This is a genomic window from Salipiger marinus (genome assembly GCF_035481585.1).
In the GTDB taxonomy this organism is placed as follows: Bacteria; Pseudomonadota; Alphaproteobacteria; order Rhodobacterales; family Rhodobacteraceae; genus Salipiger; species Salipiger marinus.
The window spans coordinates 14967-27942 of the sequence record NZ_JAYKSL010000020.1 but is presented as its reverse complement, the minus strand read 5'-3'; the positions used below and the strand labels follow the sequence as shown (position 1 = coordinate 27942).

Genomic DNA, 12976 nt, shown 5'->3' with positions numbered 1-12976 from the left:
CGGGGCTGCCCCCTTTGCGGGCAGTCCCCGAGCCGGGTCAGATCACGTGTCGCCGAGGCGGGCCTTTTTCAGCTCGCCCTGCAGCTTGATGACCATGTTCTTGTATTTGTTCACTTCCTGATTGAGCCGGGCGATCAGCGCGGTTTCGTCCCCGGCCATCTCGGACCATTTCTGGAAGGTCGGATCGCTGTCGAGCGCGCTCAGGGCGTCGGAGAAATCCTGCGGCGCCTCCTCGGTGGCGCCGTAGCGGTTGAGGAAGGTCTCGATGATGCGGCCCACGATCACGTCGCTGACATGGCGCCGGTCGCGCTGCCAGCAGAGATTGGGGTCGGAATGCATCACCGCCTCGTAGCTGGGGAAGTAATCCAGCCCCTCGATGCGGTCGGACAGCCGGTGCGCGGCCACGCGCAGGGTGGATTTGGCCATGGTATTGGCCACGATCACGTCCATGTCGGTGAAGGTCCGGCCCAGGGGCACCGGCGACACGGTCAGCACGATCTTCTGGCCGCGCTTGCCATGGCGGCGCAGCAGCGCCACGCTGTCGGCCACCGCCGCCTCGCAGCGTTCAAGGCTCAGCACCTCGAAGCCGAACCGCTTGCCCTCGCGTGCGAGCAGGGTGGGGGCGGGGGTCTCGTTGAGCGCGAGCCCGGTCTCGCGGTCGATCCACGATTCCACCAGCCCCAGCGTCAGCACCACCACATCGGCCTCGAATGCCTGCGCGAAATAGCGCCCCACCTCGGCGCGGCGCGCCATCAGTTCGGCCACGCTGCCGCGCCCGGCCTTGCCGGACAGATAGGGGTCATAGACCTCGCCGCCGCCCACCGGCAGCAGGGCTGTCTCGGGATAGTCCGCCTCTCCTGCGGCCCATTGCAGCTCCTGCAGGATCGAGACGGGGGTGTATTTGTTGAACACGCCGCCCTCGCGCGCCGAGGCATTGCCCAGATCGCGCACCGCGATGTTGCGGCTGGTGACGCGGGCGCCCGCCAGTTCCAGCCGTTCCTCGACATTGCGGGCAAAGCAGGATCCGATGGCGAAGAAAGTGTCCCCGGGCTTCGCGCGGAAGCTCTGGCGCCCCATGGGCACCACCATGCGCGCGGCCATCCGTTCGGCGGCGCCGCCTTCGGCCCCGTTCCAGCGGTCATGGGCGTTGTTGCGGCCAGCCTTCAGCACGTCCTTGGCAGAAATCATAAAAACATTCCTTGTTCCGTCGGGAAGAGAGATCCCGCAGGCGGGGCAGACCCTTTTCAGGAAACGGAGTTTTTCACAACGGCGCAAGGGTCAAAACCCCGCGATCCGGCGCCGCTCCGCCGCCCGGCGGTTGCCTGCCGGGGGGCATGCAAAGAGGTTGCGCCGTCAGCCGCTCTGCGGCACATATCCGCGAATACCTGACATCCGCCCTGCGGCGGCCTAGGCACTGGAAATTCATGACTGACGGCAAGTCCTTTCTGATCGTGACCGGCGTGGCCCGCAGCGGCACCACCGCGCTGGCCGAACTTCTCAACGCGCATCCCCGGATTTGCCTTGGCATCGAACGGTTCAAGTTCCGCTATCTGCTGGAGCATGACTATTCTCCCGAGTTCTTCACCCGCGAGCGGTTCTTCGACTTCCGCAAGGAGGACACGAACCTGCGCCCGGAGGTCCGCCCGGCCTGGCAGCCCACCTATGACGCGATCGCCGCGAAATGGGACGAGGCCGAGGTCATCGGCGACAAGGTGCCCGATCTGATGCCGGTGCTGGCAGAGTTCATGGCGGCGAACCCGGATTACAAATACATCTGCATCCTGCGCAACCTCAAGGATGTGGGCCTGTCGTGGCAGGCGCGGGCCGACCGGCCGCGCGACAGCTGGCCGCAGGGCAAGGGCTTTGGTCCGGCCTGCGAAAGCTGGGCCGAGCAGCACGAGATCCTGCACGGCATGGTCCGCGACCGCGCCCTGCGCGAACGGCTGTTCCTGCTGGATTACGACCAGATGTATGCGGATCCGGCGCTGACCGAGGCGGCGCTGCTGGGGTTTCTGGGCGTGGCGCGTGATCCGGCGTTCCGGGCGATGCTCGACGGTCATGCGGAGTTTGTCCGCACCAAGAAGGCGCGCAAGGTGCCGGAACAGTTTGCCGAACTCTACCGGGCGGTCGACATGGGGCCGATCCGGGGCATGCGCAAGATAGCCCGAGAGCAGATGTCGCTCTGGGCAGACAGGTTCTACAAGACGGAAGGCGGCTGATCCGGCTGCCTCCATGTGTTTTTGAAGGTCGGCGCTGAATGAATACCAGAACGTTGCTCTCCCGTGCCGCACGCCTTCTGGGGCGGGTCCGCGGGCCCGGTTATGTGGATCATTTCGACGCCGCGCGCGTGGCGGGCTGGGCTGCCGATCCGGCGGATCCGGGCACGCCCGCGCTGCTGAGCCTGCATGTGGATGGCGAGCCTGCCATGAACATCGTGGCCGACCTTGCCCGCGAGGATGTGCAGGCGGCGGGTCTGGGCCCGCTGCGCAGCGGGTTCGACGCCACGCTGCCCCGGCGCCTGCGGGACGGGCGCGCGCATCTGGTGGAACTGCGGCTGGGGCTTGACGGGCCGGTGCTGCGCGGCGGACGGCTGAAGATCGAGGCCCGCGCCGACATGGCGGTGTCCGAACCCGACACGCCGCCGCCGGGGCAGGCCGCCGCGTCCGAGCCGTCTTCCGGTGCCGATCCCGCCGCCGCCGCCGCCGCCCCGGTCCCGCCTTCGGGGGCTGCCGAGGGGGTGGCGTTTTTTGATCCCCGCCGCGCCGCGGTCACCGGCTGGGCGCTTGGCACCAGCACGGTGCTGGTGCAGTTCGACGACGCGCCGCCGCAGGCGGTGGTGCTTGACCGCGAGGTGCCGGGCTTTGGATCCGGATCCCGGCAGGGGTTCCTGCTGCCGGTGCCGCAGGCGCTGCGCGACGGGGCATGGCACGAGCTGCAGGTGCGGGCCAAATCCGGCGGTGCGCTGCTGGATGGCACGCCGCTGCGCCTGCGCGTGGCCCCCGACCAGCCCCGGGTGGAGATCGAGGCACAGTCCGGCCCCCGGCTGACGCTGGGGCTGCGCGCGCCCGATGGCAGCCGCTGGACCGATCCGGTGCGCCTGCTGGCCGACGGGGTGCCGCTGCAGGTGCAGGGCCGTCCCGGGCAGCCGGTCTGCCATCTGCCCGAGGCCGCGCAGGTGCTGCTGGTCACCGATGCCGAGGACCAGCCGCTGGCGCGGTTTGTGCTGACGGGCGGGCAGCCGCGCGATGCCCTTGCCCCGTGGCTGGCCCCCGAAACGCTGGAGGAGGAGGGGCTGGCCCGCGCCCGCGCCGCCTTTGACGCTTTCTGCGCCGATCCCGATGACCGGTTCGATCCGCTGTGGTTCCGCTGGAGCCATCCCGCCGCCCGCGATCTGGCGCCCGAGGCGCTGATCGGCGCCTATGCCGCCGCCGCCCCTGACGGCGCCTCGCCGGGGCCGTTTTTTGACGAGGCCGCGGCGCGGGCGCTGCATCCGGATCTGGCCCGGGTCATCGCCGAAGGCCGTCTGCCCTGCGCCTTCGCGCTGGAACTGGCCTTGGGCCGTGGCGCGCTTGGCAGCCTGAGCGGGCTTGCCCCGGCGCTGAGCCGGGCCTTGGGCGACACCTCCGGCGATCCGACCGACCGGCTGGCCGGGCTGGCCGGCGCCGCCCGCCCCGGCTGTGGCCGCGACGAGACCAGCCTTTCTGCCCCGCCGCCGCCCGCCGCCACGCCGCTGCCGCCGCCCACCCATGCGCTGAGCCCGGCGCGCAGCATCTATGCCGCCTGGGTGGCGCGGCTCGACATTCCCGACAGCACCCGCGCCGAGATCGAGGCCGACGAGCACGCGCTGCGCCGCGACATCGCCAGCACCGCGCTGACCCGGCAGCCGCTGGTCAGCATCATCATGCCCAGCTGGAACCGCGCCTTCACCATCGGCGAGGCGATCCAGAGCGTGCTCGACCAGAGCTATGGCAACTGGGAGCTGCTGATCTGCGACGACGCGTCGGAGGACAAGACCGCCGAGGTGGTGCGCCGCTTCGACGATCCGCGCATCCGCTACATGAAATTCCTGAAATCCAACGGGGCTGGGGCGCGCAACAAGGGGCTGGGCTTTGCCCGGGGCGAGTACATCGCCTATCTGGACAGCGACAACATCTGGCATCCGCAGTTTCTGGATCTGATGCTGCGCAAGCTGCTGTCGGCACCGGGGCTTGCCATCGCCTATGCCGCCTATCTCGACACCGAAATCGACGGCGCCAAGGTGCATCTGCAGACCGTCTCGCGGCCGAATTTCCGCCCCGTGCGGCTTGCCTCGAAAAACTTCATGGACCTGAACACCATCGTCCATCACCGCAGGCTTTACGACTGGCTGGGCGGGTTCGACGGCACGCTGCCGCGGCTGCAGGACTGGGATCTGGCGTTGCGCTATACCGCGATCTTCCGCCCGGCCTTCGTCAACCGCATCGGCGTGTTCTACCGCCGCAACGTCGCATGGGGGCAGGTCACGCATCTGCACATGAATTCCGGCGCGCAGAACACGGTGAACGAAAAGACCCGCCGCCGGCTGGAAGGCGGGCATGAGCGGCTGACGATCCCGTGGCCGGGCCGCAGCCGGGTCACGGTGATCTGCGGCGGCGCCGAGGGGCATCTGCCCGGGCCGCAAAGCCGCAGCATGGCGCAGAGCCTTGCGCGGATGGCGGCGCGGGTGGCGGATGTGGATCTGGTGGAACTGGGCGTGCCCGCCGAGGAACAGGCCCCCCGCCCGCAGGATCCCGAAGGCCTGACCCGGCACAGCATTCCCATGGCGCTGCAGCGCGATCCGCTGCGGCTTGGCCATGCGCTTGGCGCGCTGGTGCAGGGCAGACCGGTGCTGTCGGTGGGGCTGCGCGGCGGCTATCTGCGGGCGCTGCCCGGGCTTGATCCGCGCCGCTGCTACCGGCTGCAGTCGGGCGGAGAGGGCGCGCTGCTGCAGGGGCTGGATCTGCCCAACGCCCGCTTCGATCTGGGCGCGCTGCCGCTGCTGCTGCCGGAGGGGTCGCATGACGCGGCTGATCTGGTGGTGCTGGTGATGCCCCCCGCCGACGCGCCCGCCGGGCTGGACGCCGCGCTGCAGGCCGAGGCGCGCCGCCGCGGGCTGGTGCTGGTGCTGCCGCCGCTGCGCGGGCAGGGCTGGCAGCGGCTGGAGGGGGGCGGATCCCAGCCGCTGGTCCCCGCCCCGGGCAATATCCTGCCGGATCTGCTGGGACAGGTGGCGATGACCGTCTGTCTGGGCCCGGTGAGCCAGCTTGATCCCTTTGGCCTGTCGCTGCTGAGCGCGCTGCAGGGGCGTGGCGTGCCCGCCGCCGTGCTGCCCGATGCCGGTCGCGCCCGCGCCACCGGCTTTGCCCGGCAGTGGATCGAGGCCAAGGCCGCCTATGAGCTGCAGAACAGCGATCCGAAATGGGTCTTCGACAAGATCCGCAAGCTTCTGGCCGATCCGGCGGGGCTTGCCCGCCTGCAGGAGCGCAGCCGCACCGTGCAGGCCATCGCGCATCACCCGGATCTGGCCGAAGAACGGCTGGCCCATCTGCTGTACCGCCTGCTGCACGATCTGCCCGAACAGGAGGCCAGCGATGCCCGCGTCTGATTATGGCTTTGTGCCGGTGCTGCATGACGGCATCCTTGTGACTGGCGCCCCGGGGCTGGTTCCGGAACTGGAGATGGCCGCAGGCCTCGCCCCGCAGGCAAGCCCGGTGGGCCAGACCGGGCAGATCCTGCTGGATCCCCGGCCCGAGGCGGATTTTGTGCTGCACTGCCGCCGCGACGGCGCCGATCTGCCCGGCAGCCCGCTGGCGGTGCAGGTGGGCGGCTGGACCGGCCGGGTCGACTGGGTGCGCGGCGGCCTGCTGGGCGGACGCGCCCGCAACAACCGCCATCCGGGCCGCGACGTGGCGGTGGTGGCCTTTACCCCGGCGGGGGTGGTGGCGGTGGCGGTGGCCCGCGCCGCCGAGGGCGGGCGGTTCCTGATGGTGCTGCCGCCGCAGATCACCGGCGCCGCAGCCCCCGTGGTGGCCAGTCTGGGCATTGCCGGGTCGGATTACCTGCTGGAGGGCGGCAGGCTGCGCTTTGGCCCCGAGGCGCTGCGCCCGGCGCCGGGGCTGATCCCGCGCCCGCTGCAGGATCTGGCGATCCGCATCAAGATCTCCTGCCCCAACCTCAAGGAAGCGCCCATGTGGGGCGATTACCATTTCGCCAATTCGCTGGCGGCGGGGTTTGAACGGCTGGGCCATCAGGCCAGCGTCGACACCGCCGATGTCTGGTATGCCCAGAAGGCGCAGGAGGATGTGGTGATCGCCATCCGCGGGCGCCACCGGGTCAAGACCGATCCGGGCCGGGTCAACATCATGTGGATCATCTCGCATCCCGACCGCATCCCGGACGAGGAATTCGCCGATTACGACCATGTGGCGGTGGCCTCGGACATCTATGCGGCAGAACTGCGCGCCCGCGGCCTGCCTTCGGTCAGCGTGCTGCATCAGGCGACGGATTCGACCCTGTTCCGCCACGATCCCGACCGCACCCGGCGCGCCGCCTGCCTGTTTGTCGGCAATTCCCGCAAGGAATACCGCACCATGGTGAAATGGTGCCTGCAGAAGGAGATCCCGCTGGAGCTTTACGGCGGCGGCTGGGAGGGCGTGCTGCCCGAGGGCATGCTGCGCGGCACCTCCGTGGCCAATGCCGATCTGCCCGAGTTCTATGGCAGCCATCTGATGCTGCTCAATGACCATTGGGAGTCGATGCGCGACAACGGCTTCCTGTCGAACCGGCTGTTCGACGGCTCGGGCACCGCGACGCCGATCCTGACCGATCCGGTGGCGGGGCTGGCTGATGTGTTCGGCGACACGATTTCCGAGGCGGGCGAGATCGAAGGCTTCGCGGCTCTCGTGCAGGACTGCCTGAACGATCCCGCCCCCTATCTGGACCGCGCGGCGCGCGCCCATGACATCGTCATGGCCGCCCATACCTTCGACCACCGCGCCGCCGAACTCTCCGACCGCATCGACCGCATCGCCGCCGCCAAGCGCCGTCTGGCCTGACGGGGGCGGGCGGCGGTCCTGCCGCCCGGGCCGGTCAGCGGGCGCGCGCCGCCTCGTTCGGGCGGTAGTGATCGCGATACCAGTCCACGAAATGGCGGACGCCGTCGCGCACCGAGGTGCGCGGCGCGTAGCCCGTCAGCTGCCGCAGCAGCGTCGCATCGGCCCATGTGGCGGGCACGTCGCCGGGCTGCATGGGCATCAGGTTGCGGCGGGCTGCAAGGCCGGTCGCGGCCTCGATCGCCTCGATGAAGGCGGTCAGCTGCACCGGCTCGGAATTGCCGATATTGACCACCCGGAACGGCGCCACCGGCGACAGGCTGTCGCCCTCCGGCACCACGCCCTCTGCCGGGCGCTGCGGCACGGCGGGGATCAGCAGGCAGATCGCCTCCACCAGATCGTCGATATAGGTGAAATCGCGCTGCATGTCGCCGTGATTGTAGACGTCGATGGGCTGGCCTTCGAGGATCGCCTTGGTGAACTTGAACAGCGCCATGTCCGGCCGCCCCCATGGCCCGTAGACGGTGAAGAAGCGGAACATGGTCACCGGCAGATCGTAAAGATGGGCATAGGAATGCGCCATGCTCTCGGTCGCCTTCTTGGTGGCGGCATAGAACGACATCTGGTGATCGGCGCGGTCGGTCTCGCGATAGGGCATGGCCGTATTGGCGCCGAAGGCCGAGGAGGTGGAGGCCAGCAGCATATGCGCGGGCGGATAGGCGCGCGCCGCCTCCAGCAGTTCGAACGTGCCGGTGATGTTGCTGTCCAGATAGGAGCGCGGATTGTCGATGGAATGGCGCACGCCCGCCTGCGCCGCCAGGTGAATGACAATTTCGGGCCGGGCAGTTTCGAAAAGCCCCCGCATCCGGCCCGGATCCTCCAGCCTTCCGGTCACTTCGGTGAAGCTGGGATCAGGCCGCAGCATGGCCAGACGCGCCTCTTTCAGCGACACCTCGTAATAATCGGTCATCGCATCGAGCCCGATCACCCGATAGCCATCAGCCAGCAGGCGCCGGCACAGATGAAAGCCAATGAACCCGGCCGATCCCGTCACCAATACCGTCCGCATCGCGACCTCTCCTGCTGCGTGTCGCGCACCCTAGTCAAGTGTCGCGCCAAGGCAAAGCACAGCCGACCCTTTTTGAGCGTTTTCCCTCATGATCCTGAGATGGTCCCGCAGGTCTGCAAGAGGGCAACTGGCCCTCTTCATGAGGGATCTCCCGGCCTTCTTGCATGGACTGGAAAAAGCGGGCGCCCGGATCATGACCGCAAACTCCTGCAAAGGCTTCATCTTGTCGTGCGCAATCTTCCTGCTGCGCAGGCTATCCCGTCCCCGGCTTTCACCACGGGCTGGGGTGATGGAGCGCGTCACTCGCCCTTGGCGGCGGAGGCGCGCAGCAGGGTGACCCGGCGCGGACGGAAGCTCTGCCCGTCCTCTTGGCAGGCGGCGATCCTGTCGCCCCGGAACATGCGGAAACCTTCGCGCAGGCAGCACCAGGCCGGAAGCGTGAGGCCGCGCTCGGTATACATGACGGCGAGAGGCAGGATCCGGCGGGTCGTGAGGGTGCCGTGCCTGTCCCGGTAGCCGCAGGGCGCGCTCGCCAAAGCAGGCGGCGCGGATCCTGTCCATGTCGGGGGAGGAGGGGCTGCACGGTTCCGGCCTGTAGACCTGGGACACCGCGTGAAACAGGTGCTGCGCCCGGCCTTCCGGCAGGGAGGCGGCGATCTTGGCCAGCCCGGAGTCAGCGGCGAGGGCGAGGGTTTTATCCCCCATGGCCCGGACCTGAGCCAGCCCCAGAGCCAGCGCCTCCATTTCGTCGCGGTCCAGCATCTGCGGGGGCAGGGCCAGATCCTCGACCAGCCAGTAGCCATAGCCGCGCTCGCCCTCGATCCGCGCGCCTGCGGCCCGCAGGCTGTCAATGTCGCGATAGACCGAGCGGAGCGACACGCCGGTCTCCTCGGCCAGGCTTGCCGCCGTGACAGGCGCGGGCTTCATGCGTATGACCTGCAGCAGACGAAGAAGTCGGTCGGATCGTGCCATCACCCTGCTGCCGGAAACTGTCAGTAGGGCGGGTCTATACGGGGTCTAGACAGCTCTAAAGGACAAACCCCGTGCTCACCCTCTCGGATATCAGTTGGACCGGGATCATCGCCGCCGCCCTCGCCTCGTTCCTGCTGGGCGGCCTGTGGTTCACGCTGCTTTTTGGCCGCGCCTATGCGCGGGCGCTGGGGCGCGCGCCTGTCCCCAAGTCGAGGCCCGCCCCGCTGATGATCGTAGGCTCCGCCCTCTGGGGCCTGATCACCGCCTTTGCCACCGCCGTGCTTATGGCGCGGCTTGGCTCCGGCACGCTGCCGGAGGCGCTGGGGCTCGGGCTTTCCCTGGCTGCGGCTATCTGGCCGCGACCACGGTCAATACCGGCCTCAACCCCAACATCCCGCGCCCCCTTCTTTATGGCGCCATCAGCGGGGCCTATCATCTGGCCGCAGCTCTGGTGACCGTGGCCGTGCTTTTTGCCTTTCAGGCCGGAGGAGGACCGATCCCGACGACACCGCCCTGAGCTTCGCCGATCCCGCCGCCCTTCACCGCTGGTTTGCGGCGCATGCCGCGACCCGCGACGGGCTCTGGATCCGTCTCTGCAAGAGCCCTGTATCGACTGGGCCGGCTGTAGGGGTTGCGCTGGCATGGGGCTGGATCGACGGGGGGAAGCGCTCGGCGGGGGCGACCTGCCGGGTCCGGCTGGTCAGCGCGCAATATCTGGATCGCACAGGATCTCATGTCTCAGGGTATGATGCAGCCTGCGGGTCTGGAGCAGATCCTCCGGGCCCGCCGGGACGGGCGCTGGCGGGGGGGAGGCGGGCCGCGTCCCTGCCCGGCTGCTCCGAAGGCCAGTCGCGTTCGCCCGCCACGATCTTGATCAGCGCCCTGACGGTGGCGCTGCGCGCCTTGGGGCCGGTGCGGATGACATAGGCAAGCTCGGGCGGTGGCGGGAAAGGTGCGGCGAGGATGTCGAGACCCGCCCCGACATGCCGCCCGTTCAGAAGGCTGACGCCCAGCCCGGCGCGCAGCGCGGAGGTCATGCCGGCGATGCTGGCGCATTCCATGACGATGCGGAATCCCGCCCCCGGCTGGGCCGCGCGATGCAGGCCCCAGTCGCGGTAAAAGCAGTCGTCATCAAAGACCAGCAGCGGTATCGGCCGCGCCATGTCCAGCACGAGATCGGGCGATTTGACCCAGTGCAGGCTGTCCTCGATCAGCGTCACGTCCCCGGGGTGGCGGTCGCTGGCGAATATCTGAAACACCCCCGCATCCAGTTCGCCCCGGCTCAGGCGCTGCGCGATCACCCGGCTCTGCGCCACGCTGATCTGGACCGCGACGGCGGGGTAAAGGCGGGTGAAGCGCCCGAGCACGCGGGACACCCCGCCGCTTGTCATGTCCTCGGTCACGCCCAGCCGGATCCGTCCGCTCAGCGGTTCGGTGCTCAGCGCATGCAGCGCCTCGTCATGCAGGGCGAGGATGCGGCGCCCATAGGACAGCAGCTTTTCACCCTCCGGCGTGAACCGGGGACGGCCCGGGCGACGGTCCAGCAGCGTGCAGCCAAGCGCCGCTTCCAGCCGCCTGATCTTGTGCGAGACCGCCGGCTGCGACAGCGCAAGGGCGGCGGCGGCGCGGGACACGCCGCCATGGTCATGGATCGCGCAAAGGGCCTGCAGCGCCCCGATATCCAGCTTTGTCATGGGGGATGACATGACATATCTGGATGGTTCCTGTCAAAATCTGCATTTTACGTCATGTCACCGGTGCTCCAGTCTGGGCCTGAAGCTGCATTCCGGAGAAACCGCCATGACCCCGCTCCTCACCGACCATGTTCTTGTCAACGGCCACCGCATCGCCAGCGGAGTTCAGGGAGAGGGCGCCCCGGTCGTGTTTCTGCACGGCACGCCCTCCTCCTCGCTGATCTGGCGCAACATCGCGCCGCGCGTGGCGGCGGCGGGCTATCGCATTCATGCCTTCGATCTGCTGGGGTTCGGCCTGTCGGAGCGTCCGCAGGATCCGCAGGTCGATACCTCGATCTCCGCGCAGGTGGAGATTTTCGGGGCGATGCTGGAGCACTGGGGCCTCGATCGCTGTCATCTGGTGGCGCATGATTTCGGCGGCGGCATCGCGCAGCGCTTCGGCATCTTTCATCCGGAGCGCCTGATCTCGCTCACGATGATCGATGTGGTCAGCTATGACAGCTATCCCTCGCCGCGCACCCGGACGCAGATGGCGCAGGGTCTCGACGCGCTGGTGCAGGCCCCGCAAGACGTCCACCGGCGGCATTTCCGCGACTGGCTGCTGAGTGCTGTCCACCACAGGGACCGCTTCGCCGAGGGCCCGCTGGAGAGCTATCTCGATCATATCTCCGGGTGGATCGGGCAGCCGAGCCTCTTTCAGCATCAGATCCGGCATTACGATCCGGTCCATACGCTGGAGGTGGCCGACCGGCTGTCCGAACTGGGGCGGCTGCCGGTGCAGCTGATCTGGGGCGCCGAGGACCGCTGGCAGGTGGTCGACTGGGCGCACAGGCTTCATGACGCCATCCCCGGATCGCGGCTGACGGTTCTGGAGGAATGCGGGCATTTCGCCCCGGAAGACCAGCCTGACCGGATCACCGCGCTTGTCCTCGCGCATCTGGGCGCCGCAGCGGAGGGCGCTGGCTGAGGGCGGGGCGGCCCTGCGGCAAGCGGGGGAGGCGCGGCGCAGGGCCGAGGTTCAGGGGCGGTCGTCCGCGCCGGGCGTCAGGGAGGAGGCCCGGGCGACAAGCTCCGGCAGATCCGCCATCTCCGCGCCCTTGTGGCCGTCGATCTGGTTCAGCAGCAGGGTGACGGCCTTTTCCGCCACCGCAGGCAGATGCAGGTCGACCGCCGTCAGCGGCGGCTGGGACAGCTTGGCGCGCAGCCCGTCATAGCGGGTCACGATGCGCAGGCTCTGCGGGATCGCACGGCCGCGCTGCCGGGCGGCGCGGACCGCGCCGGTTGCAAAGGCGTCGATGGCGGCGAAGATGCCGTCGATCTCCGGATCGCTGTGCAGCAGGTCGCACATCTGGCCATAGGCGGTCTCCTCGGCCTCCTCCTCGTCAAGCAGCAGGAGCCGGGGGCGGATCTGCTGCCGGGCGGCGAAGGCCTCATAAGCCTCGATGCTCTCGATCTGGCTAGTGCGCGAGCCCGCGCCGATCAGGGCCGCCACCTGACGGCAGCCCTGTCCGGCCAGATGATCCAGCAGCATTTCTGCGGTCTGCCGGGACCGGATGTCGACCGCCGGAATGTCCGGACGGCCCGCCACCGTGCCGATGGAGACGATGGGGGTCTTGCGCGCCTCGAAATGCGCGACCAGCGGGTCATCCCGCATCGGCTCGACAAGGATCACCCCGTCAAAGCTTGCCGCACTGTAGCTCTGCGCCGAAGGATGGGGCGGGATCAGGCACAGCGCCAGATCGCGGGTCAGCGCCGACATGGCCGCCGAGGCCGCGATCTCCATCAGAAAGCCAAGGCGCGAGGGGCCCGCCGCCACGGCGAAGGGCATGGAGGAGGCCAGCGCGATGATCCCGGTCCGCCCGCTGCGCAGCGCGCGGGCCGTGCTGCTGGGGTGATAGCCCAGCTGATCGGCCAACCGCTGGATCCGGTCGCGGGTTTCGGGATCGACATGGCGGCGGCCACTGAAGGCATGAGAGACCGTCGTCACCGACACGCCCGCCGCCCGGGCCAGATCCGAGATGGTCGGTTTTCGCACCTGATCCCCCGTCCACGCTGCGCGGCCTTCCTAGCACCCGCGCCGCAGCGAGGCAACAAAACGATTTGCACGAATCGTTCACCATGGTAAATCGGAGTTTAGCAAAACGATTTGCATAAAAATCGCAGAAGATTTG

General features: G+C 68.8%; 10 protein-coding genes and 1 pseudogene. 5 read left to right on the top strand and 6 right to left on the bottom strand.

All coding sequences use genetic code 11. From position 1 onward, the window contains the following. Positions 1-42 precede the first annotated feature (42 nt). Entirely contained in the window at positions 43-1188 is a 1146-nt protein-coding gene (locus tag VK682_RS21090) for a GSCFA domain-containing protein (RefSeq protein WP_324782507.1), read from the bottom strand. Between the two features lie 236 nt (positions 1189-1424). Between VK682_RS21090 and VK682_RS21085 the strand changes: the two genes are divergently transcribed. The 3 genes from VK682_RS21085 to VK682_RS21075 are packed head-to-tail and all read left to right on the top strand — an operon-like array spanning position 1425 to position 7073. Beyond that, complete coding sequence (locus VK682_RS21085) at positions 1425-2219, top strand: sulfotransferase family protein (protein WP_165616923.1); 795 nt, start codon at positions 1425-1427, stop codon at positions 2217-2219. 38 nt (positions 2220-2257) lie between these two features. After that, entirely contained in the window at positions 2258-5623 is a 3366-nt protein-coding gene (locus VK682_RS21080; RefSeq protein ID WP_324782506.1) for a glycosyltransferase family 2 protein, read from the top strand. Beyond that, entirely contained in the window at positions 5610-7073 is a 1464-nt protein-coding gene (locus VK682_RS21075; RefSeq protein ID WP_324782505.1) for a CgeB family protein, read from the top strand. The genes VK682_RS21080 and VK682_RS21075 overlap by 14 nt, the downstream gene beginning before the upstream one ends. Positions 7074-7107: 34 nt before the next feature. Here VK682_RS21075 and VK682_RS21070 read toward each other — a convergent pair whose 3' ends face one another. From VK682_RS21070 to VK682_RS21060, 3 genes and pseudogenes are all read right to left on the bottom strand, one after another. Then, positions 7108-8139 carry an SDR family NAD(P)-dependent oxidoreductase gene (locus tag VK682_RS21070; protein WP_324782504.1) on the bottom strand — a complete coding sequence of 344 codons (1032 nt, stop codon included), beginning with the start codon at positions 8137-8139 and terminating at the stop codon, positions 7108-7110. Positions 8140-8438: 299 nt separating this feature from the next. Further along, positions 8439-8600 carry a WYL domain-containing protein gene (locus VK682_RS21065; RefSeq protein ID WP_324782530.1) on the bottom strand — a complete coding sequence of 54 codons (162 nt, stop codon included), beginning with the start codon at positions 8598-8600 and terminating at the stop codon, positions 8439-8441. Positions 8601-8994: 394 nt separating this feature from the next. After that, positions 8995-9066: pseudogene (locus VK682_RS21060) on the bottom strand (hypothetical protein); the annotation flags it as partial. 116 nt (positions 9067-9182) lie between these two features. Here VK682_RS21060 and VK682_RS21055 point away from each other — a divergent pair. After that, positions 9183-9566 carry a DUF1761 domain-containing protein gene (locus tag VK682_RS21055; RefSeq protein WP_324782503.1) on the top strand — a complete coding sequence of 128 codons (384 nt, stop codon included), beginning with the start codon at positions 9183-9185 and terminating at the stop codon, positions 9564-9566. Positions 9567-9842: 276 nt separating this feature from the next. Here VK682_RS21055 and VK682_RS21050 read toward each other — a convergent pair whose 3' ends face one another. Then, a complete protein-coding gene (locus tag VK682_RS21050) occupies positions 9843-10805 on the bottom strand; it encodes a LysR family transcriptional regulator (RefSeq protein WP_324782501.1) in 963 nt (320 codons plus the stop codon). 106 nt (positions 10806-10911) lie between these two features. On the opposite strand from VK682_RS21050, the gene VK682_RS21045 reads away from it, so the two are divergent. Beyond that, positions 10912-11772: an alpha/beta fold hydrolase gene (locus VK682_RS21045; RefSeq protein ID WP_324782500.1), complete on the top strand. Its 861-nt coding sequence runs from the start codon at positions 10912-10914 to the stop codon at positions 11770-11772. 51 nt (positions 11773-11823) lie between these two features. On the opposite strand, the gene VK682_RS21040 is transcribed toward VK682_RS21045, so the two are convergent. Beyond that, on the bottom strand, positions 11824-12840 hold the full coding sequence (locus tag VK682_RS21040; protein ID WP_324782499.1) for a substrate-binding domain-containing protein: 1017 nt from the start codon (positions 12838-12840) through the stop codon (positions 11824-11826). Positions 12841-12976: the final 136 nt, after the last annotated feature.

Bases quoted from the DNA above. Each gene is read 5' to 3' on its own strand.
- VK682_RS21090 (WP_324782507.1), bottom strand. From the start codon at position 1,188: ATGATTTCTGCCAAGGACGTGCTGAAGGCTGGCCGCAACAACGCCCAT.
- VK682_RS21085 (WP_165616923.1), top strand. From the start codon at position 1,425: ATGACTGACGGCAAGTCCTTTCTGATCGTGACCGGCGTGGCCCGCAGC.
- VK682_RS21080 (WP_324782506.1), top strand. From the start codon at position 2,258: ATGAATACCAGAACGTTGCTCTCCCGTGCCGCACGCCTTCTGGGGCGG.
- VK682_RS21050 (WP_324782501.1), bottom strand. From the start codon at position 10,805: ATGACAAAGCTGGATATCGGGGCGCTGCAGGCCCTTTGCGCGATCCAT.
- VK682_RS21075 (WP_324782505.1), top strand. From the start codon at position 5,610: ATGCCCGCGTCTGATTATGGCTTTGTGCCGGTGCTGCATGACGGCATC.
- VK682_RS21070 (WP_324782504.1), bottom strand. From the start codon at position 8,139: ATGCGGACGGTATTGGTGACGGGATCGGCCGGGTTCATTGGCTTTCAT.
- VK682_RS21045 (WP_324782500.1), top strand. From the start codon at position 10,912: ATGACCCCGCTCCTCACCGACCATGTTCTTGTCAACGGCCACCGCATC.
- VK682_RS21065 (WP_324782530.1), bottom strand. From the start codon at position 8,600: ATGTATACCGAGCGCGGCCTCACGCTTCCGGCCTGGTGCTGCCTGCGC.